The 20,191-nt window shown below is 57.9% G+C and carries 17 protein-coding genes; 7 read left to right on the plus strand and 10 right to left on the minus strand.

From position 1 onward, the window contains the following. Positions 1-183 precede the first annotated feature (183 nt). Positions 184-1,839 (plus strand): L-lactate permease, encoded by a 1,656-nt coding sequence (locus tag L6963_RS05510; protein ID WP_237207219.1) that lies wholly within the window; start codon positions 184-186, stop codon positions 1,837-1,839. A gap of 100 nt (positions 1,840-1,939) precedes the next feature. Here L6963_RS05510 and L6963_RS05515 read toward each other — a convergent pair whose 3' ends face one another. Continuing rightward, entirely contained in the window at positions 1,940-2,464 is a 525-nt protein-coding gene (locus L6963_RS05515; protein ID WP_237207218.1) for a hypothetical protein, read from the minus strand. 535 nt (positions 2,465-2,999) lie between these two features. On the opposite strand from L6963_RS05515, the gene L6963_RS05520 reads away from it, so the two are divergent. Further along, a complete protein-coding gene (locus tag L6963_RS05520) occupies positions 3,000-4,289 on the plus strand; it encodes a cytochrome P450 (protein WP_237207217.1) in 1,290 nt (429 codons plus the stop codon). On the opposite strand, the gene L6963_RS05525 is transcribed toward L6963_RS05520, so the two are convergent. Both L6963_RS05525 and L6963_RS05530 read right to left on the minus strand, forming a co-directional pair. Then, positions 4,286-5,500, minus strand: a complete 1,215-nt coding sequence (locus L6963_RS05525; RefSeq protein WP_237207216.1) for an Mbeg1-like protein — start codon at positions 5,498-5,500, stop codon at positions 4,286-4,288. The two genes, L6963_RS05520 and L6963_RS05525, sit on opposite strands and share 4 nt — an antisense overlap. A 7-nt stretch (positions 5,501-5,507) precedes the next feature. After that, entirely contained in the window at positions 5,508-5,735 is a 228-nt protein-coding gene (locus tag L6963_RS05530) for a hypothetical protein (protein WP_237207215.1), read from the minus strand. A 233-nt stretch (positions 5,736-5,968) separates the two neighbouring features. Between L6963_RS05530 and L6963_RS05535 the strand changes: the two genes are divergently transcribed. The 3 genes from L6963_RS05535 (at position 5,969) to L6963_RS05545 (ending at position 10,631) form a co-directional block, all read left to right on the plus strand. Then, positions 5,969-8,038, plus strand: coding sequence for a leucine-rich repeat domain-containing protein (locus L6963_RS05535; RefSeq protein WP_237207214.1), 2,070 nt, complete (start codon positions 5,969-5,971; stop codon positions 8,036-8,038). Positions 8,039-8,233: 195 nt separating this feature from the next. Continuing rightward, complete coding sequence (locus L6963_RS05540) at positions 8,234-9,709, plus strand: Eco57I restriction-modification methylase domain-containing protein (RefSeq protein WP_237185468.1); 1,476 nt, start codon at positions 8,234-8,236, stop codon at positions 9,707-9,709. Next, the gene (locus L6963_RS05545) at positions 9,696-10,631 is read left to right on the plus strand and encodes a BsuBI/PstI family type II restriction endonuclease (RefSeq protein WP_237185467.1); all 936 of its coding nucleotides are present in this window, start codon (positions 9,696-9,698) and stop codon (positions 10,629-10,631) included. The genes L6963_RS05540 and L6963_RS05545 overlap by 14 nt, the downstream gene beginning before the upstream one ends. A gap of 51 nt (positions 10,632-10,682) precedes the next feature. On the opposite strand, the gene L6963_RS05550 is transcribed toward L6963_RS05545, so the two are convergent. The 5 genes from L6963_RS05550 to L6963_RS05570 form a co-directional block, all read right to left on the minus strand. Further along, positions 10,683-11,369, minus strand: a complete 687-nt coding sequence (locus L6963_RS05550; protein ID WP_237207213.1) for a DNA-3-methyladenine glycosylase I — start codon at positions 11,367-11,369, stop codon at positions 10,683-10,685. After that, positions 11,369-11,878 carry a methylated-DNA--[protein]-cysteine S-methyltransferase gene (locus L6963_RS05555; RefSeq protein ID WP_237185465.1) on the minus strand — a complete coding sequence of 170 codons (510 nt, stop codon included), beginning with the start codon at positions 11,876-11,878 and terminating at the stop codon, positions 11,369-11,371. The genes L6963_RS05550 and L6963_RS05555 overlap by 1 nt, the downstream gene beginning before the upstream one ends. Before the next feature lie 122 nt (positions 11,879-12,000). Next, positions 12,001-13,554: a glycerol kinase GlpK gene (gene glpK, locus L6963_RS05560; protein WP_237204991.1), complete on the minus strand. Its 1,554-nt coding sequence runs from the start codon at positions 13,552-13,554 to the stop codon at positions 12,001-12,003. 83 nt (positions 13,555-13,637) lie between these two features. Then, a complete protein-coding gene (locus tag L6963_RS05565; RefSeq protein ID WP_237195255.1) occupies positions 13,638-14,435 on the minus strand; it encodes an MIP/aquaporin family protein in 798 nt (265 codons plus the stop codon). A gap of 75 nt (positions 14,436-14,510) precedes the next feature. Next, entirely contained in the window at positions 14,511-16,274 is a 1,764-nt protein-coding gene (locus L6963_RS05570) for a glycerol-3-phosphate dehydrogenase/oxidase (protein WP_237207212.1), read from the minus strand. A 112-nt stretch (positions 16,275-16,386) separates the two neighbouring features. Between L6963_RS05570 and L6963_RS05575 the strand changes: the two genes are divergently transcribed. Beyond that, entirely contained in the window at positions 16,387-17,328 is a 942-nt protein-coding gene (locus L6963_RS05575; RefSeq protein WP_237207211.1) for a sugar-binding transcriptional regulator, read from the plus strand. A 197-nt stretch (positions 17,329-17,525) separates the two neighbouring features. Beyond that, entirely contained in the window at positions 17,526-18,248 is a 723-nt protein-coding gene (locus tag L6963_RS05580) for a CDP-alcohol phosphatidyltransferase family protein (protein ID WP_237207210.1), read from the plus strand. 18 nt (positions 18,249-18,266) lie between these two features. Here L6963_RS05580 and L6963_RS05585 read toward each other — a convergent pair whose 3' ends face one another. Beyond that, a complete protein-coding gene (locus tag L6963_RS05585) occupies positions 18,267-19,202 on the minus strand; it encodes a hypothetical protein (protein ID WP_237185459.1) in 936 nt (311 codons plus the stop codon). Positions 19,203-19,207: 5 nt separating this feature from the next. Then, on the minus strand, positions 19,208-20,134 hold the full coding sequence (locus L6963_RS05590) for a LysR family transcriptional regulator (RefSeq protein ID WP_237207209.1): 927 nt from the start codon (positions 20,132-20,134) through the stop codon (positions 19,208-19,210). Positions 20,135-20,191: the final 57 nt, after the last annotated feature.

Raw genomic sequence — 20,191 nt, forward strand, 5'->3', positions numbered from 1 at the left:
TTGCACTCGTGAGATGTAGACAGGCTCCCTTAGGTTATTTTTGACCTTTACAGACGCCCTCTCATACGGTTGGTTTTCATGAGTTTTATGTGTGAATTGGTGGTAATTTAGGAGGTAGAAAAGTGCAAACAGCACACAAAACCAATCGCGGAACGTACCTCCGCAGCGAAGGAACCCATACTCATGTGGCAGCAGGTCTACGACCCACTGAACAACCAGGCGCTCTCAGCCCTCGTGGCGGCAGTGCCGATCCTCGTCTTCCTCCTGGGGCTCACCGTCCTGAAAATGAAGGGCCTGCACGCTGCCCTCGTCTCCCTGGCCTCAGCCGTAGCGCTGGCCGTCCTCGTTTTCGGTATGCCCTTTGCCTCCTCCCTCTCAGCCATCGGCTACGGCTTCCTCTCCGGTATGTGGCCCATCGGCTGGATTGTGCTCATGGCCGTTTGGCTCTACCGCATCACCGTCCGCGCCGGTAACTTCGAAGTGATCCGCGGTTCGGTTTCCGCAATTTCAGCTGACCAGCGTATCCAGGTGCTCCTGATTGCCTTTTGCTTCGGCGGCTTCCTCGAAGGTGCTGCGGGTTTCGGTATCCCAATTGCTATCTGTGCAGCCCTGCTGGTAACCCTCGGTTTTGAACCCGTCAAGGCATGTCTCCTGGCTCTGGTCTCCAACGTCGCCTCCGGTGCCTACGGCGCTATCGGCATCCCCGTCCTCACCGGCTCCACCGTCTCAGGCGTGCCCCAGGCTGAACTGAACTCCATGATGGTCTGGGTCCTGCAGATCATCACCATCTTCATCCCCGTTCTGCTGGTCATGATGCTGGACGGCATCCGCGGCCTCAAAGAGACCGGTCTGGTTGCCCTGGGCCTAGGCGTGGTTGTCTCCGCTGCCCAGGCAGGCGTCCTGCTGGCTATCGGCCCCGAACTCGTAGACATCATCCCCTTCCTGCTTGGCCTGATTCTGCTGGCCGTCACCATGATGAAGTGGCAGCCCGCCCACATCTACCGCGAACCCGGCGCCCCCTCCCTCGAAGAACTTAAGAAGAGCCCCAGCGCCTTCACCTTCTCCGGCGTCGTCAAGGCATGGAGCCCCTTCATCATTCTGTCCATCATGATTCTGCTCTGGTCGACCCCCCTCATTAAGGCCCTGGTTAAGGCTGAGACCGAAACCAGTGCAGCGGGTGTCCTGAACTGGACCACCATCCCCGTCCAGATGCCCGCCCTGCACGGCCAGATTTCCCAGGTCGCCCCCATCGTGGCAGAAGAAACCGCCATGAAGGCAGTCTGGAACTGGACCCTCTTCGGCGCATCAGGTACCGCTATCCTCTTCGCCGCCCTCATCACTATCGCCATCTCTAACATCAGCTGGAAGGCCGCCTTTGAAGAACTCGGCGGCGCCTGGAAGCAGCTCTGGCAGCCCATTCTGCTCATCTGCCTGGTCATGGCTGTTGCTAACGTGATGAACTTCGGCGGTATGTCCTCAGCCCTGGCTCTGGCCCTGGCAGCTGTCGGTTCCATCTTCCCGCTCTTCTCGCCCATCATCGGCTGGATTGGCGTGTTCGTCACCGGCTCCGTGGTCAACAACAACACCCTCTTCGCCGGCCTGCAGGCCACCACCGCAAGCCAGATTGGCGCCAACTCCGGCCTGCTGGTTGCAGCTAACACTGCCGGCGGTGTGATGGCTAAGGTCGTTTCACCCCAGTCCATCGCGATTGCGGCGGCATCGGTGAACATGTCTGGCCAGGAATCAAAGATCACCAACGCAGCTATCAAGTACTCGCTGGCCCTGCTGGTTATCCTCTGCGTCTGGGTCTTCGTACTCTCACGCGTAATGCCTGCCTAAAGCTAGCGGCATAAGCCGGTATTAGAAAAGGACGCCCGCCCCACCTTCTCCTGCTTGTAGCAGGGAGGTGGGGCGGGCGTCCTTATACTTTCAACTACTGTTAGAATTCAATAAATTCAGTAGCGTTCATCTTGAACGATGCAGTTCCGGTGCTACATACAAGGTAGGCGCCGTCGTTGAGGCAAGAAGCTTTTTCTGTGTTGATGGAGTACCCCACCGGCAGAGCAGCTACATCAGTGTTGACAATGCTTTCTTTACTAGCATCCTGAACCAGGGCCCCGTTCTGGTCCAGAGTTATAACGAGGTTTGTATTGCCTCCGCTAGGTTTGACGCATGCAAGGTGGTTACCTTCACCCAAGCTGCAGCTCACACCGTGAGCTGATGCGGTAATCGAGAAGTGACCTGTGAGCGATTTCAAGGCATAGTCAGTAGAGCTATTCACTGGAATGCCTCCCACCAAGTACTGAGTCATCGCTTCCAGTCGATTTCCATTTCCTGTGCAAGTAGCAGTTCGGCCTTCGACCTGAATGCCGAAGGAAGTATAGGTGGTGCAAGCGTAATTACCTACGGTGATGCTGGCTTCAGGGGAGTTAGGGTTGAGGTGCGCATTGTAGTCCGCAAACACCTGCTGTATTTCAGCACAAGTAGCTGAGCCTTCTGCTAGGACGAGTGTGGCTGAGCCGGTGCTATCAGGGCCGCAGCTTGTGCCTGCGGTGACTAAGGGTTCTGTTGTCTCAGTTGCTGTCGGTTCGGTAGACGCTTCTGTGGAAGTTTCTACCGAAGGCTCAGCTGAGCTCTCAGCTTCCTGTGGGCTGGGAGAGGGGCTTGGGGTGCCGCTTGTTGCAGTGACAGCGGGGGAGGATGAGGGGGAGGCAGATTCCGATGCAGATGCATCGGCATTCCCCTGGCCGCCACAAGCTGAGAAGAGAAGCACAGCGCATAGCGATGTAGCCGACGCCGCGCGTCCGAACGAAAAAGTCATGGTTTCTCCCTAAAAATGTGTGATGTGTTGTTCAGCTTACATCAAAGGTGTTCCCAGAAAAGATTTTTCTCGTAAGTTCTCAACCAGTGCGGCTTTGGGTAGCTAGCGCAGTTAAACGGTGGGCGGCACGCCTGACTACCTGGTCTAAATACCCGCTGAAAGAAAGTAAACTGTTGGTATGAGCATCACACCCGTAAAAAACCTATTGAATGACCAGCTGCCCAGCTTCATCAAGCAGGGCTACCTCTTTATGTCGCACCAGCGCCGCAAGGCCGGGGTCTCCGCAGAGTCGCACTGCCCCGTCACCTTCTCCGCTCTGGGCGGCACCGCAACCCTCATCCGCGGCGAAGAAGCCGTGGACTTCTTCTATGACGAGTCCAAGATTAGCCGCGGCGGCGCCATGCCCGCAGCGATCCAGGGCCCTCTCTTCGGCGAAGGTGCTGTTCACACCCTCGATGGGGAAGCCCACAAGGTTCGCAAGGCCAAAATGGCTGAGATGGCCTACGCCGACGAGCGCGTTGAGGCTTTCAAGGGCTTCGTTGAAGAAGAGATGAAGGCCCTTATTGAACGGTGGAAGACCAACCCCGGTAACATCTACGACGATGTTGCTGTAGCCTACGGTCGCGCCGTCTTCCGCTGGGCCGGGGTGCCCGCGTCCGACCGCGAACTCAACAAGCGCGCTACCCAGATGAGCCATCTGCTCGACACCTTCGGTGAGCTCAAGCAGAACGTACTCTCATGGATTGACCGCAAGAAGCTGGATGCCTGGGCCGAAGAGCTCATCGAAAAGGTCCGCTCCGGCGAACTGACCGTCGAACCCGACTCGGTAGTACGTCACATGGCTGACCTGCGCGACGAAAAGGGCGAGCTGGTCACTGCCAAGCTGGCCGGTATTGAGTTGCAGAACCTTACCCGCCCCACCGTGGCTGTCTCCCGCTTCGCCGCTTTCGCAGCTGTCGCTATGGTCGAGAACCCCGAGTGGGCCGCTAAGGTCAAGAAGGCAGTAGAGGACGCCGACGGCCGCCTGGTCAACATCCCTGAAGCCGTTGCATTCGCCCAGGAAACCCGCCGCAAGTACCCCTTCGTTCCCATGCTCCCCGCCATGGTTAAGGAAGATACCGAACTTTCGGGCTGCCCGATTCAGAAGGGCCAGCGCGTGCTGCTGGACGTTCTGGGCACCAACACCTCACCCCAGCTCTGGAAGAACGCCACCAGCTTCGACCCCCAGCGCTTCCTCGACCAGCCCGACTACGAAGCTATCAAGGGCTTCATCCCCCAGGGTGGCGGCGATGTGCTGACCGGTCACCGTTGCCCCGGCGAGAAAATCGCGGTGGCTGCGCTGTCTTCTACCATCGCAGCGCTCTCAGCAGATAATGTCACCATCTCTGAAGATACCGAGGACACCACCTTCAGCATGACCCAGCTGCTGACCCGCCCCAAGACCGGCGTGCGCGTCACCGTCAGCTAGGGCAGGCGTCCGCCCCGCTCAGTAGAGAATACATCAGCCAGGTCCCGGTTCCCCACCCGCACGGTGGGAAGAAGCCGGGGCCTAGCTATTTTAAGGACGCCCCCGCTCGCCTTCCGCTGCTCACTGCGGGTCTGGCGCCACAAGACCAAGAAATCATCGAGGGCGCCCTGCACTAGCTGGTAGGTTTCGGGGTCAAGCTCCTGGGCTTTAGCGCGCATGAGCTGGATGAAGGGCACAATGTTCTGGCTAATAGCGAGCAGGCTGGTGTAGCCCTCATCCATGGCTAGGCCAAAACAAATATCCACCACCTGCTGCACCTCTTCGGGGGAGTGGCGTTCTAACCAGGCCCGGGTGACCGTCTCAACCCGGTCGCTGGCGGGCGTGGGGTGCTCAGCCAGCATGAAGTGCCCCCGAACATCAGCATGCCAGTTAAAAATGGAATGCTGGACCAGACCGAAGAAGCTGCTGGCTACCACCTGCGGGCTGCCCTGTTTGAACATCAGACGGCCCACGATGCTATCGACCGGGATGTACTCCACCGTTTTATCCAGGGTGCGCCGGTAGCCGGGGTGGTCGAGAAAGTCGGGAACAAAGCCCGGGGAGTCAAAGGTAATCAGCTCGTCAATGCGATTCTGGGCCTGCTCGCTCTGCATGCTGGCTGCATGTACCGCCAGATGCCCACCCTTAGAATGGCCGGTGACATACAGGGGCGTATTCGGCGCCCGGGCCAGAGCGCGCGAGAGGTAATCAACCGCAAGCGCCTGAGCCGGGATCTGCTGCCGGGCAGCCAGATGAAAATCCTCTTTCCAGCCGGTCAGCGTATCGTCGGTGCCGCGAAAGATGACCTGTTTGAGCACCCCGGGGAGCACCAGGGTGAGAGCCGCAAACTGAACCTGCTCTGCGTCGTCCTGCCGCGCCTCATAACGGTAGAACTTGAGCCCGGCAAAGCGGGCGGACGCCGCCACCAGCTTAAGCAGCTGCAGCCGCTGGGCGGTAGCCAAGAACCAGTTGGCGCGCAGCTCGCTGTCGCTGTAGAACTCCTGGTAAATCTGCGCCGCACCAACCCCGTAGACAAACCCGGCATGGTGCTCTGCAATCACATCAAGGGGGAGGTAGGCCAGCTCATTGAGCAGACAGAGGTCAACGTGGGTGAGCGGACGCTCCTGCGGAGTATCGTGCAGGTGCTTCTGAGCGTAAGCGAGCAGGTTCATAGGCTCTCTACAGTTGGTTCAAATCTATCTTGCCCATGCTCAGTAGCTTGGCGCGGGCGTCCGCTCCCAGCAGGAGCAGGTCGGTGCCGTCTATGCTGAGGGTTCCCATGCCGGGATCCGGTGCGGACGCGGTCAGCGGCAGGGCTTGTGCATAGTAGGTGGCAGCCTCGGCGGCATCACCGTTAATCCAGACGCAGGCGGTGGGAGCTGAGATGGGACGGAAAGTGGAAGTCATAGCTCCTATCTTCGCACAGGGATGTGAATAGATGCCTGCGGAGATGAAGCGCCAGTGACTCATCATAAATAGGTTATAAAAATATAACTTAATTGCCCTGTTGGCCTTGTCTTGTTTTGGTCTACCTCATTATTATGTTTAGGCACCCAAACTTATTTGTAAGGTAGCCCTAAGTAATATGTAAGGGGCTGCCGGTGCTCTCCCCACACACCACCTCATCAAGGACGACTGACGTGAAGCCACTACTTGCTACAACCGCTCTCACTACGGCGCTCATTATGGGCGGAGCCGCAGCTCCCACCGCCAGTGCCACACCCACTGCTACTGACCTACCCGCCACCTTTGCTAGCGTTGATAGCCTGCCAGCCTCGGAAGAAAACCGCCTGGTAGCAGGTAGCGCCAACTGGAACTACGTCAATAGCTGGCGGAGCTATCTGGGGGCTAGCTCAGAAAACTTTCTCGACGGCGCAGGTCTAGTAGCCGGTACTAAAGACATCGAATGGCAAGCAAAACCCGGCCAAACCTTTGACCCCGAGAACCCCGGCAAACTCCATTTCACCGGCCACGTGCACTGGAGCAAATACGACGGCTACCTCGATGTACATTTCAAAAACCTGACTATTGATTTCGCCACAAAACAACTTCTTGTCGATGCCTCAACCGCTAACACCATGGCAGGCACAGGCCCCGCAAACGCAACCCAAGAAGCCATCGCAGACCTCCCCGATTTAGCCTGGGAAGTTCGCGGCAATACTCTGCTGGTCTACTCACATACCCCGGTGATTACCCAGCTCTCAGAACGCATCGTCGGCTTCTACTCCGGCGACAAAGGTGCACCATTTGTCGCCACCTTCGAAATCTATACCGGTGACCCCCAGGCGCCTGAGCGTCCTCTCCCTATCTTCTGGAAGCTATTTCCCGACCGCTACGAGGACCCCTTCTACCGCCCGCCCCTGATTGATCCCGATGAAGAAACCTTCGAAGTTAATGTTCCTGACCCCACCCTGCGAAGCTGCATCTTCTCAACCCTGGGTATCCCCGAAGAAACGGCTATCGTCAACAAGGTACTGCAGCAGCTCCAGACGGTACCCTGCATCGGCTACAACGTACCTGAAGAGCAAAAAATTAAAGACCTGACCGGCCTTGAGCACGCCCGTAACCTCAGCTGGCTGCGCATTCCCTACCACGCGGTAGAAGACCTTTCCCCTCTATCCGGTCTTACCAAGCTGCACAGCATCGATATTTCACATAATCAGGTAAGGTCTTTGGCCCCTTTAGCCAAGGTGACCTCTTTACAAAGCATCACCGCTGACAACAACAAAATCAGGACTATTGACTCTCTCACAGAGCTAACTGATTTGCAGACTCTCTCGGTGAATAATAACCGTCTCACCAGTCTGAAAGGCCTGCCTTACCATATCTACACCGTGCGGGCAGACAACAACCGCGTGAGCGATATGAGTGGAACCTCTTTCTCAACTACTCCCTATCTGCGCACGCTGTCCCTGCGCCATAACCGAATTACGTCGGTCGGCCCCCTCACTACCCTAGAAACCATTGAAAGCGTTGATCTTCGCAACAATTTCATTAGCGACCCCTGCCCTATGAAAGTCTGGGAAGAGAATACCAGCCTGACCAGCCTGCGGCTCCAGTACAACCTCTTTGATGACTGGAGCTGCCTGAGCGGAATTAGTCGAACCGATGTGGCAGACCCCGCCTGGGGCGAAATCAATGAGACTAACCCCGAAAAGCTAGAAGACCTTCTTGCCCAGGACGCAGCCGAGGACGCCCTAGACGCTGAAGAGCCTCTACCCGAAGAGTCTCCGAATCCCAGCGACGAGATTGACGAGACACCCATTGCTCAGCCGGTTCCTGACCCTGTAACAACACCAGAGCCAGCTCCCGAAACAACCGAAACCCCTACGCCTGAAGCAACCCAGGAGCCCAGCCCTGAGGCGGTGCGCGACCCTGAGCCATCAGCCTTAGCTACTCCTGAGGCCCCGGTACCTGCCCCTAGCCCCTCAGCTAGCTCTAGGGCTGAGCAGCAAGCAGCTCAGACTCGACCCTCCCCCGGGGGCACAGGGGCTACAGCGAATACCACTGCTGCAACTCAGATTGTAGGTTCTGCAGAACAAGCTACAAGCAGTGCAAAGACACAGACACACCAAGAACAAACAAAGCCTTCAACAGGTCAGCTTGCCTCAACCGGCGTCGCCCCGGGCCTGGTAGCTGTAGGCCTGTGTGCCCTGCTACTGGTGATTGGAGGCGGAACCACCGTCGTACGTTCTCGTCGCTCCTCATAAAATTCAGCTTGATAAGCTATGAGCCCCGTAGCCTATGTGCGGGGCTCATAGGTTCTAGCTGGACACGGGGTGAAGCCTACGCAGGTTAGCTCTCGGCAGCTCCTATACAGATAAAGAAGCAGTTCAGTAGACTTTAAGAACGGTCACCAGAACTATCTCAGCTTGACCTACTGCACCAACTAGAGGGCCTGATACATGAATACACTGCTTCAACGTACAGAAAATGTACGCACCTCAACGCTTCAGCGCATAGGTCTAGAAAATCTGAGTGAATTTGAGCAGTTCTTCACGCCCATTGCGGTAGCGGAAATTATGGCAGACCTGGTAGACGTCTCACCATTAGCAGAGAAAAAAGAAATCAGAATTCTTGATCCCGGTGCAGGTATTGGCGTATTGGCCATTGCAGCAGGTCAACGTATCCGAGAAGCTTTACCCCAGATGCCTATCCACGTTGTAGCTATCGAAAAAGACCCTTCGCTGTTAGCAACTCTTGAAGCCGCTCTTGCTGATGCTGAGGCTCACCTGGGAGATTTCACCTACACCGTCCAGCAGCAAGATTTTGTGTATTGGGCGTACCAGGATCTTATGAGCTCGGGAGACCCACAGGAGCAGGACTTTGACGTGGTCATCATGAATCCCCCTTATGCGAAGATAGCTGCGTCAAGCGCTGAAGCAAAGCATCTGAGAGTGCACGATGTAAATGTTCCTAACTTGTATGCTGCATTTGTTGCCCTTGGCGCACAGATGCTTTCACCTGATGGGCAGCTTATCGCTATTACTCCCCGCTCATGGATGAACGGTCCCTATTTTCAACAGTACCGAGAGCTTCTGCATCGTACCTGCTCACTTACCCATATCCATACCTTTAAGTCTCGGAAAGAAGTATTTAAAGACACCGGAGTACTTCAAGAATCGGTCATCACTAAGTTCGAGAATAAGCTGCCAACCGAACACGTGCTGATTAGCAGCTCAGTAGCGCAAGGGCAAGAAACCAAGACCCGAACCGTTGCTAGAGAAGCAGTTGAGTCGCAGGGAGTAATCTTTGTTCCTGCCCATCAAGAAGATGAAGAGATTATCGCTTGGATGGCACGGGCTACTCATCACCTCAGCGATATTGGACTGCAAGTGTCAACTGGAAAAGTTGTTGACTTTAGGAATAAAGATAAACTTCAACTCAAGCCGAATAAACTAACTGTTCCCTTGGTATATCCAGCGCATTTTACAGCAGGAAATCTGCAGCACCCGAAAGCAGATCTGAAGAAACCTCAGTATTACCAAACAACAACAGAAGATAAAAACACTGTTGCCCCTGGTATTTTTGTGCTGGTTAAACGTTTTAGCGCTAAAGAAGAAAAACGTAGAGTTACAGCAGCGATCTGGTCGTCGAAAGAGAAGGCTGCTTTTGATAATAAGACCAATTACTTTCACAGTCAGGGGGAGGGGCTTTCGCAAGATTTAGCTTTAGGGCTAACACTGTGGCTGAACTCAAGCTACGTCGATAGATACTTTCGTATTTTCTCTGGCCATACTCAGGTGAACGCTACCGATTTACGGATGATGCCCTACCCTTCGACACAGCAACTAAGAGATATAGCGCGCACCGGGCTTGACCCCGATGCAGCTGTATACGAAGTGCTAGGCAACAAGGACAAAGTGCATGCCGCAGCTTAACGACGCACAAAAACTTCTCACTACGCTAGGGTTTGATAGGCAGCGCACTAACGTAATGGCCGCAAGAACCCTTCTAGCTTTAGCCCAGCTTAATTTTGAGCAAGACTGGGCCGAAGCAAGCAACCCTCGCATGGGTGTCCGCTCGATTATGGACTGGATGCGGCAGGAGCTAGATTTTCAGGTTGCTGAAAATACGCGAGAAACTATTAGACGATTTGTGCTGAAGCAGTTCGTTGAAGCGGGGTTTTGTCTACATAATGATGATGACCCTGAAAGACCCACAAATTCATCAAAAAATGTTTACCGTCTTTCTGATGAAGCGCTCGCAGTCGTCCGCTCCTACCAGGGCGATAGCAGTGGAAAAATAATAGAAAAATATCTAAAGTCCAAGGTCGTTCTTACCGATAAGTACGCTAAAGCTAGAGAGCGGTCGAGATTTAGCATAACTCTGCCGCAAGGGGAAAAGGTCTCGTTAAAGCGAGGCGGGCAAAACCAGCTGATTGAAAAGATCATCACAGACTTTTGCCCTCAGTTCATTCCTGACGCTCAGGTTCTCTATATCGGCGATGCTGATAGTAAGGAAGGCACATACGATAGGGAACGGCTTCGTGAGCTAGGTATCGAACTCCCGGAACATGGAAAAATGCCGGATCTTATCGTGTATCAGCCCGATAAACATTGGCTGTTTCTTATAGAGGCATGCTCAACGCACGGCCCTGTCGACCATTGGCGTTATTCAGAGCTCGAATCTCTATTTTCACAGACTTCTGCGGGGCTGGTATATGTTTCTTGTTTCCCAGACCGCGCAACGCTTCGGAGGTTTATTGCTGATTTGGCGTGGGAGACCGAAGCCTGGATTGCTGAAGAGCCAACTCACATGATGCATTTGAACGGTTCACGATTCATGGGTCCTTATAACTGATGTTCTAGAAGCTTGCTTGGCCATTGAATCTGGCTCCCCGCATACGGAGTTTCAGTTTCGCCGCGTGCCGTCCTCGCTCCACAGGCCTGAGATGCCGCGGCGGTGGGAGGCCACCAGATGGGTATCAAGCACGCCGATGGCTTCCATCATGGCGTAGGCGCTGGTGGGCCCGATGAACTTAAAGCCCAGCTTCTTCAAGGTTTTAGAGAGAAGCAGGGAGTTCTCATCCTGGGTGGGAATATCGGAGAGGACGGCCGGGGTCGGGGTGCGCTCGGGCATGAAAGACCAGATGAGGGCGGGTAAACCTGCCTCAACCTGCTGGCCTGCCGCAAGCGTCCGCGCCGCTAGGTCGATGGCGGCTCCGCCGGGAGCCGTCACGCAGCCGACCGACCGCAGGGCGACTGTTGCCTGGGCGTTGCCGATAGCTGCGCGAATCTTGCCGCGGTGGCGAATAATGCGGGCGTCCGCAGCTAGCCGCTCCACGTCGTCCTCGGTGAAAGCCGCAACCTTCTCAACCTCAAAGCCCTCAAAGAGCTCGCGGAAGGCCTCGCGCTTGGTCAAGATAGTGCGCCAGGAGAGCCCGGCCTGAAAACCTTCGAGGCAGAGGCGCTCAAAGACTCCCTGCTCGTCGGTGACGGGCACACCCCACTCGGTGTCGTAGTAGGCCTGCATATCACCATCGTCTGCGGCCCAGACCGGGCGCACTAGCCCGTCGGTACCTACCCGGGTATCGGTCATTAGAAGAGCCGCCCTTCAATCTCGGCGCTGGGCTCTTCGAGGGCCAGCAGAAACTCTTTACGTTCCAGCCCGCCCGCGTAGCCGGTGAGCTTGCCGTCTGAGGCTACCACCCGGTGGCAGGGGATAAAAATGGTGACCTTATTGCGGCCCACGGCCTGGCCAACCGCCTGAGCCGGGGCACCCGGTCCCACAATCTTGGAAATAGCCCCGTAGGTGGTGGTGTAGCCGTAGGGAATCTCGCGCAGGGCCGCCCACACCGCCAGCTGAAAATCGGTGCCGTCAGGAGCGATCGGCAGCTCAAAAACGGTCCGTTTCCCGGCAAAGTATTCCAGCAGCTGGGCCTGGGCATCGGTCAGCACCTCACAGTCGCTCACCTCAACGCGATGCCCCAGGTCCTCCTGCTTGGGGAAGTGGGCTTGGCCGGTAAACCAGGCACCGGTGAGGGCCTGCCCGTCGGAGGCCAAGATCATTTCACCCAGCGGGGTAAGGGTATGGGCGTGGTAGGTCATGTAAGTAGTCTAGTTCGGCGGTATACAAATAGCCCTGCACCTCACCGGTAGGTGACGATGCAGGGCTATTGTTTCAGCGCAAGACAACCAGCCTAGCGCTAGATTGCGACTTAGCCGGGTGCTTAGTCCTGTTCGACGTCCTCATCGACCCAGTCCAGGGTCTTGGAGACAGCCTTCTTCCACAGGCGGTACTGGCGTTCGACCTCGTCCTTGTCCATCTGGGGTTCCCAGCGCTTGTCTTCGGACCAGTTGTCGATGACGTCCTGCTCACCGTCCCAGAAGCCGACGGCGATACCTGCGGCGTAGGCGGCACCCAGGGCGGTGGTTTCAATGACCTTGGGACGGATGACGGGTACGCCCAGCAGGTCAGCCTGGAACTGCATGAGGAACTCGTTGGCGGTCATACCGCCGTCCACGCGCAGTTCCTCTAGGGAAACCTTGGTGCCGGCTGCCTCGGCGTCGGCGTTCATGGCGTCCAGCACTTCGCGGGTCTGGAAGGCGGTTGCTTCAAGAGCAGCGCGGACGATGTGGGCGCGGTTGACGTAGCGGGTCAGGCCAACGATGACGCCGCGGGCATCTGACTTCCAGTGGGGAGCGAAGAGGCCGGAGAACGCGGGGACGACGTAGGCGCCGCCGGAGTTCTCAACGCTGGTGGCCAGTTCTTCTGACTCGGCGGCGTTGTCGATCATCTTGAGGTTGTCGCGCAGCCACTGGATCAGGGAGCCGGAGACCGCAACGGAGCCTTCGAGGGCGTAGACGGGGTCGGCGTCACCCAGCTTGTAGGCCACGGTGGTGAGCAGGCCGTTTTCTGAGATGACGGGCTTGTTGCCGGTGTTCATGAGCATGAAGTTACCGGTGCCGTAGGTGTTCTTGGCCATGCCCTTTTCGAAGCAGGCCTGGCCGAAGGTGGCTGCCTGCTGGTCGCCCAGAATACCTGAGATGGGGGTGCCGTTGAGCAGGCCCTTGGAGCGGCCGTAGCCGTAGATTTCGGAGGAGGACTTGATTTCGGGCAGCATGCTCATGGGAATACCCATGTCGGCTGCGATGGATTCGTCCCATTCCAGGGTCTTGATGTTCATCAGCAGGGTGCGAGAAGCGTTGGTGACGTCGGTGACGTGCACGCCTCCCTCTACACCGCCGGTCAGGTTCCAGAGGACCCAGGTGTCGGTGTTACCGAAGAGCAGGTCGCCTGCTTCTGCCTTCTCGCGGGCACCTTCGACGTTGTCGAGGATCCACTTGATCTTGGGGCCTGAGAAGTAGGTGGCCAGGTTGAGGCCGACGATGTCGTGGTACTTGCCGGGGCCTTCTTCGCCGCCGAGCTCGTCACAGATTTTCTGGGTGCGGGTGTCCTGCCAGACGATGGCGTTGTAGACGGGCTTACCGGTGTTCTTGTCCCAGACGACGGCGGTTTCACGCTGGTTGGTGATGCCGACGGCTGCGATTTCGTGGTGGTTGACCTCTGCCTTGGTGAGGGCTTCACCCACGGACTGACGCACGTTTTCCCAGATTTCCATGGGGTCGTGCTCAACCCAGCCGGCCTTGGGGAAGATCTGCTCGTGTTCGTGCTGGCCGACGCTCTTGATTTCACCGGACTTGGTGAAGAGAATGGCGCGGGAGCTGGTGGTGCCCTGGTCGATGGAGAGGACGTACTTCTTACGCTCGGGGAGCTGTGACATGGTTTTTCTCTTTTCGTGTGCGCGCCGTCTTTGGCGCGGTAAGGGGTTGTCTTTAGTTTAGGGCGCGGACGCCGGTGCTCGGCTTAGACCAGCAGAGCAGGGACGAGGATTGCGGCTGCGGAGGCACCGATGAGGGGTCCAACAACGGGAACCCAGGCGTAGGCCCAGTCAGAGGATCCCTTGCCCTTGATGGGCATGAGGGCGTGGGCGATGCGGGGGCCGAGGTCGCGGGCGGGGTTGATGGCGTAACCGGTGGGGGTACCCAGGGAGAGGCCGATAGCGACAACGATGAAGGCTACAGCCAGGGGGCCGAGGCCCGAGGGGGTGCTGCCGGAGGCCAGTACGAAGCCCACCAGGACGAAGGTGCCGAAAGCTTCGGTCAGGGTGTTCCAGCCGTAGGAGCGAATGGCGGGGCCGGTGGAGAAGATACCCTTGGTGGTTCCGGGCTCAGCCTCGTCAAAGTGCTTCTTGTACACCAGATAGGCACCCCAGGCACCCAGGAAGGCGCCAATCATCTGGGCTGCTACGTAAACGAAGAAGTTACCAACGGTGGGGGCGATACCGGGGGCAAAGTCACCACCGGAAATCAAAAGACCCAGGGTAACAGCGGGGTTGAGGTGAGCACCTGAAGGGGCAGACATATAAACGGCCGCGAAAACCGCAAAACCCCAGCCAAAGGCGATGGTCAGCCAGTCGGTGTTCTTAGCGGCTGACTTGGGCAGGGTAACTGCGGCACACACGCCAGCACCCAGCAGAATCAGAATGCCGGTACCGATAACTTCAGAAACAAAAGCGCCGAGCAGGGTCGCATTGCCGTCTGCTGAGATAAGGGCGCTTGCCTGGACGCTAGCTTCAGCGCCAGCTACCAGTAGTGAGCTCATCGTTGACCTCGTATTTTCTGTGCGGGCCGGGTGCCCGAAACGGGCACCCGGCGGTTGTTAGTGATTAATGATGTTTTAGTGGAGAGTAGTGACAGGACGTCGGGGAGCCACGTGGGTTGCCCCGAGAACCTCAGCCGCGGCGTCCGCGTCCTCGGTATGAGTTTCAGCTGCAGCGATAGCCTCAACCCGCTCGGCGTAAATTGCCTTTTCGCGGGCCACGGTGGCCTCGTCCCAGCCAAGTTCAGCGGCCATAATCTCAAGGATCTCGTCGGCGGCGGACAGGCCGCGGTCGGTAGCCTCAAGATCCAGGCGGACGCGGCGTACCAGCACGTCCTCAAGGTGCAGGGCACCTTCGGCACGCACGGCCATGGCCACATCGGCCCGCAGGAACTGGGGTGCCTGCGCCAGGGGAGTACCCAGGGAAGGGTCTTCCTTGATGAGGGCGATAACATCGGCCAGCTCAGCGCCGTAGCGCTCCAGCAGGTGCTCCACACGGGCAGCATCCCAGCCGTTCTCAGCGGCCAGCGCATCGGCGCGGGCAGCCAAAGCTTCATAGCCTTCAGCACCGACCAGCTTGATGTTCTCGGTGACAGAGGGCAGGGTCTTGGCACGGTCGCCCAGGGCGAAGTCCACGGCGTCCTCGGCCATCACGCGGTAGGTGGTCAGCTTACCACCGGCAATAGCGCTCATACCCGGGGCGATTTCCATGACGGTGTGCTCACGCGACACCTTGGTCGAAGCGGCGTTCTCACCCTTCTTAGCCACCGGCTGCAGCAGGGGCCGCAGACCAGCGTAAGAGCTAATGATATCGGCCTCGGTCAGCTCATCGGCAATCAGCTTATTGGCCTGGTCGAGCACGTAGCGAATGTCAGCCTTGGTGGCGACGGGGCGCTCGCGGTCCTCGGTGTAGGGGGTGTCGGTGGTGCCGATGATCCAGTAGCGCTGCCAGGGGATGATGAAGAGCACGGACTTTTCGGTCTTGGTAAAGATACCGCTGGTGGCCTTGATGCGGTCGCGGGGCACGGTGATGTGCACACCCTTGGACGCCAGCACCTTCAGGCCCTGGTCCTTAGTGGCCATGGATTCTGATTCTTCGGTCCACACGCCGGTTGCGTTGATGATATGGGCGGCCTTGACGGTCTTCTCGTCGCCGGTTTCAAGGTCTACGATCTGGGCGCCGGTGACTCGACCGGCGGCGTCCTTGTTAATAGCGGTGACCTGGGTGCGGGAAGCTGCCAGAGCGCCGTAGCCTGCGGCGGTGCGGACGAGGTCGATGACCAGGCGGGCGTCGTCCACGCGGGCATCGTAGAACTGAATAGCGCCGGTGAAGGCTGAATCTTTGATACCGGGGAAGACCTTCTTGGTGCCTTCCTTGGTGAAGTGGCGCTGGGCGGGCACGGTGCGGTGGCCGCCGGCACCGGCGAAGGCCATGGTGTCGTACATGCCGATACCCACAGCGGAGTAGGCGCGCTCAATCACGGGCATCTTGAGGGGCCAGAGGAAGGGCTGGGCCTTGACCAGGTGGGGAGCGGTGCGTTCGAGCAGCAGGCCACGTTCCTTGAGGGCTTCGGCAACCAGCTTGAAGTCGAGGTTGTAGAGGTAGCGCAGGCCACCGTGCACGAGCTTGGAGGACCAGGCGCTGGTGCCAGCTGCCCAGTCGCCTGCCTCAACAATGGCGGTGCGTAGGCCGCGGGTTGCGGCGTCCAGGGCGATGCCTGCGCCGGTCACGCCGCCGCCGATGATGAGGACGTCTACGCCCGCTTCATCGGTCATGGCGGCTAGGGCCTGGGTGCGGGTTTCTGCGGTGAGGTGGGACTGGGTGGTGAAGGTGGCAGTCATGGGGATCTTCCTTGCGACGGGTTGCCTGGTTAATGTCTTGGTCACTATTTCAATCACTGGGTGTAGGTTAGGCCAGCTGGGTGAACGAAGTTTCATCTATGATGGAGGGGTGGTGAACAAAAGTCAGAATCAGGTGGTTGAAGCAGCCCACCTTTACTACGGGGAACATCAGACCATGGCAGCGATTGCCAGCCGCCTGGGGGTGTCTCGGCCAACGGTATCCCGCCTGCTCAAAACGGCTCGTGAAACCGGGGTTGTAACTATTCAAATTCATGAACGCGCCTACCGGTCCGACCCCCTTGAAAAACGTCTTTCTGATATGTACCGGGTCAGAGCTACGGTGGTGCGGGCCCCCGGTCATGCAACTGAGCAGGCCCGGATGCGCCGGGTGGCAATAGCTACAGCGAACCTGGTGGACTCTCTCATGGTGCCAGGCACCACCCTGGGCGTTGCCTGGGGTTCCACGGTGACCGAGGTAGCCCAGTTTCTACCCAAGCGGCCCCTGACCGGGGTGACGGTGGTACAGCTCAACGGGGCGGGCAATGCCGTGCAGACGGGTATTCCCTATTCGGGTGCGATTCTGGGGCAGGTGTCATCCGCCTACGGGGCGCAGATGGTGCACTTCCCGGTGCCTGCCTTCTTTGATTTTGCTGATACGAAGGCCGCTATGTGGCGGGAGCGGGCTGTCCGCGGTGTGCTGGCGGTGCAGCGGCAGGTTGATGTCGCCCTCTTTGGTGTGGGTGCTTTCGGTGGTGAGCTGAAATCGCATGTCTATAGCGGTGGCTATTTTGATGGTGAGCAGATGCGGCAGCTGCAGACTGAGGGGATTGTGGGGGACTTGTGCACCGTCATGATCCGGGAGGACGGTACCTGGGCTGATTTGGCGGTCAACCAGCGGGCCACCGGTCCCACCCCGGCTGAGCTGGTGAAGATCGGACGACGGGTGTGCGCGGCTGCTGGCCGCCACCGCGCAGTTGCCCTGCGGGCCGCCCTAGCCACCGGCGCGATCACCGACCTGGTGGTAGAGGCAGACCTGGCAGAAAGGCTTCTCTAGGGGGCTTTTCTTCTGGCGGCGGTGCCAGCTACCAACACTGGCCTCAGCTGCCCGCCTTTCTTTCGAACGTCCGAAAATCTTACAGACATTCGAAAGAAAAGTGGGCACTGGACGCTGAGGGTCGGGACCAAAAACAGCTACAGTAGAGACCGACCCTTAGACCTCAGCAGCCACTTCATACGCCAGAAAGGGCAACCATGCCAACCGCCAAACAGCGACTAGCCGCCTGGCTCGTCCACGCCTTCACTCTCACAGGCCTCGCCTGGGCAACCCTCGCCGGGATCGCCCTCATAGAAGGGGACTACACCGCTATGTGGCTGTGGCTGGGCATTGCCTTAGTCGTTGACGCTGTTGACGGAACTCTGGCCCGTAAGGCCCGGGTTAAGGACGTCATCCCCTGGTTTGACGGAGGAATCGTCGACATCGCCGTCGACTACCTCACCTGGACCTTCATCCCTGCCCTCTTCATGTACCTTGCCCTACCACTCGGCCCGCAGCCTGTGGCCTTGGCCCTCGTTATTCTGGTTCTGACCTCTTCCATGTTTTGCTACGCCAACGAACAGTGGAAATCCAGCGATTTCTACTTCGTTGGGTTCCCCGCAACCTGGAATATCGTTGCTGCCGTGATGTTTATTATGGGCACCGGTGCCACCTTCAATATCATTGCTATCGTCCTCCTGGCCGTCTTGACCCTGACCCCCACCTATTACACCCATCCTTTCCGTGTGAAGAGGTTTATGGGTATTAACATCGCAGCTATCACTGTTTGGATTGCAGCAACGGCTGCCCTCATTGCCCTTGCCCCCGCAAAACCCTTCTGGTTGCTGGTGGCTTTTTGGATCAGCGGGGGCTGGTTCGTTGTCACCTGTGCCTGGCGGACCTTCTTCGGTGCAGAGCAGCCCAGAAAACTGGCTGACTAGGATAAGCACCCACCGCAGTTATCGGTGAAAAGGGGGAGCGCCTGCCTGAGCTACTCGGGCCCGCACCCGTTTTTCGCGTATATATCGGAAAACTTCAAATCCTACCGCGCAGGTGATAATGCAGGCCACAATGACATTGACATAGAAAGGGTAGTGTTGGCCAGCGGACCAGAAATAGGCATAGGGGGCCAGGAAGGTAATAAGCGCAAGGACGAGGGCGGCAAGGCGTACCAGGACCTTTTGGGCGGTAAACATGGCAATGACACCCCAGGCATAGGGGAGGGCCCCGCCGACGTCTAGGCCCCACAGTATCCATATGTTGCCCTGGAAACCTGGCAGGAAGGCCACCGGAATTGCCCGGCATGCCGAATAGAGCATGATCAGGGCGTAGGCCCACACTATCGGTGAATGGGCTAGCCGGAATGGTAGGGAGCGGGGAACCATGGGGATTCCCTTGCTCTGCAGCTCAAGGAGTTCTGACCTGGCTATACGTTTGGGGTCGATGCCTTCAAGGTGCCGCAGGGTACATTCTTGGAGGGGGCTGGAGGGGGCTAGGAGGATCCGCAGGAGTCGCTGGGGGCTGACGGCGATGGGCTGGACGCTGGAGCTTGTAGGTAGACGGTGTTTCCAGCTCTCAGGTGGGCTGACTTCTGGGCCCGCTACTTGGCAGGAGTCACCAAGAATAGCCTGGATACGGGGTAGGTCATTTACATCTACAAGACCGAGCCAGAGGCAAATCCGCCGTTCTATGGAATAGCGAAGGGCAGGTCCCAGGTTTTCCATTGCCGCGGTGGGGGCTTGGCTACCCAAATAACTCAGAGATTCAACCTCAAGTACATGGGAAGAGAGTAAGCGCCCTAGGCATGGAGTGTCAGCTACTTCAGCCAGTACGGTGGGGTCAAGGGAAAAATCTTGGGCGATGGGGGTCTCTGCAACTGAAAAAAGGGTGAACATGTGTTTTACTGCCTTCTTTTTGGGCCCAGATGCGGGGGAGTGGCCACCGCTGTTTGCAGGGCGTCCTTCACCGCCCTAATAGCGGGTTGGCCTGTGCTTTCGGTGCGGGTAGCCACATAAATTTCGCGGTAGGGGGCACCTGGCAGCGGAATAGCCTTCACCCCGTGTGCCCGGCTCAACTCGTTACCAGCGGCAGGTAGCGCAAATGACGGCATAATGGCCGCCGCACCACCTGCTGCTAGCTGTAGGTGGGTGTTCAAATCATCGATCACGTAGCGCACCTGCGGCTCAAATCCCGCAGCCCGGCACTGGTTAATACCCCAGATGCGGGAGGTATTGTGCTCACCCTCAAAAACCCAGGGAAGACGGGCGGCGTCGTCCAAGTCCTCAACCTCAGAACCTGCGGCAACCACCAGGTTGAGGGCGTCCTCGGTCAAAAGCTCAGAAGTAAGCTCGGGGTACTCGGGAATGTAGTGGTGGGGGTAAGACTCAGCAATCACAAGATCAAACTCCCTGCTGCGAGTCAGGGATAGGCCGGTCTCCGGGTCAATCTGAACCACATGCAGCTGCACCTGCGGGGCATGCTCCGCAAGATGGGCCAGTGCGCCCGGCAGCAGGGCCTTGGCGGCTGACTGGAAGATTGCCAGCCGCACCTGCCCGGCAGGCACCCCCTCCAAGAGGGTGATACGGGTGCGGGCGGCGTCCAGCTCCTTCAAAATATTGCGGGTGCTTTCCACCAAAATCAGGGCCTCGGTGGTCAGCTCCACCCGGCGCCCCACCTTACGCAGCAGGGGAGTGCCCACCTCTTTTTCCAGGGTGGTTATCTGCTGGGATATAGCGGAGGACGTCAGGTGTAGGGCTTTAGCTGTAGCGGCGAGCGTGCCTCGCTCGTGGATCTCAAGCAGCATGGCCAGGCGGCGCAAATCGTACATGGGGCACTCCTTAGGAAGGGGTGAATAGCGTCACGAATACAGATTAGCAGAACTAAA

This window comes from Rothia nasimurium (assembly GCF_928392795.1).
Taxonomy (GTDB): Bacteria; Actinomycetota; Actinomycetes; order Actinomycetales; family Micrococcaceae; genus Rothia; species Rothia nasimurium_F.

Bases quoted from the DNA above. Each gene is read 5' to 3' on its own strand.
- L6963_RS05520 (WP_237207217.1), top strand. From the start codon at position 3,000: ATGAGCATCACACCCGTAAAAAACCTATTGAATGACCAGCTGCCCAGC.
- L6963_RS05525 (WP_237207216.1), bottom strand. From the start codon at position 5,500: ATGAACCTGCTCGCTTACGCTCAGAAGCACCTGCACGATACTCCGCAG.
- glpK (WP_237204991.1), bottom strand. From the start codon at position 13,554: ATGTCACAGCTCCCCGAGCGTAAGAAGTACGTCCTCTCCATCGACCAG.
- L6963_RS05580 (WP_237207210.1), top strand. From the start codon at position 17,526: ATGCCAACCGCCAAACAGCGACTAGCCGCCTGGCTCGTCCACGCCTTC.
- L6963_RS05555 (WP_237185465.1), bottom strand. From the start codon at position 11,878: ATGACCTACCACGCCCATACCCTTACCCCGCTGGGTGAAATGATCTTG.
- L6963_RS05550 (WP_237207213.1), bottom strand. From the start codon at position 11,369: ATGACCGATACCCGGGTAGGTACCGACGGGCTAGTGCGCCCGGTCTGG.
- L6963_RS05540 (WP_237185468.1), top strand. From the start codon at position 8,234: ATGAATACACTGCTTCAACGTACAGAAAATGTACGCACCTCAACGCTT.
- L6963_RS05590 (WP_237207209.1), bottom strand. From the start codon at position 20,134: ATGTACGATTTGCGCCGCCTGGCCATGCTGCTTGAGATCCACGAGCGA.
- L6963_RS05530 (WP_237207215.1), bottom strand. From the start codon at position 5,735: ATGACTTCCACTTTCCGTCCCATCTCAGCTCCCACCGCCTGCGTCTGG.
- L6963_RS05565 (WP_237195255.1), bottom strand. From the start codon at position 14,435: ATGAGCTCACTACTGGTAGCTGGCGCTGAAGCTAGCGTCCAGGCAAGC.
- L6963_RS05570 (WP_237207212.1), bottom strand. From the start codon at position 16,274: ATGACTGCCACCTTCACCACCCAGTCCCACCTCACCGCAGAAACCCGC.
- L6963_RS05585 (WP_237185459.1), bottom strand. From the start codon at position 19,202: ATGTTCACCCTTTTTTCAGTTGCAGAGACCCCCATCGCCCAAGATTTT.
- L6963_RS05545 (WP_237185467.1), top strand. From the start codon at position 9,696: ATGCCGCAGCTTAACGACGCACAAAAACTTCTCACTACGCTAGGGTTT.
- L6963_RS05510 (WP_237207219.1), top strand. From the start codon at position 184: ATGTGGCAGCAGGTCTACGACCCACTGAACAACCAGGCGCTCTCAGCC.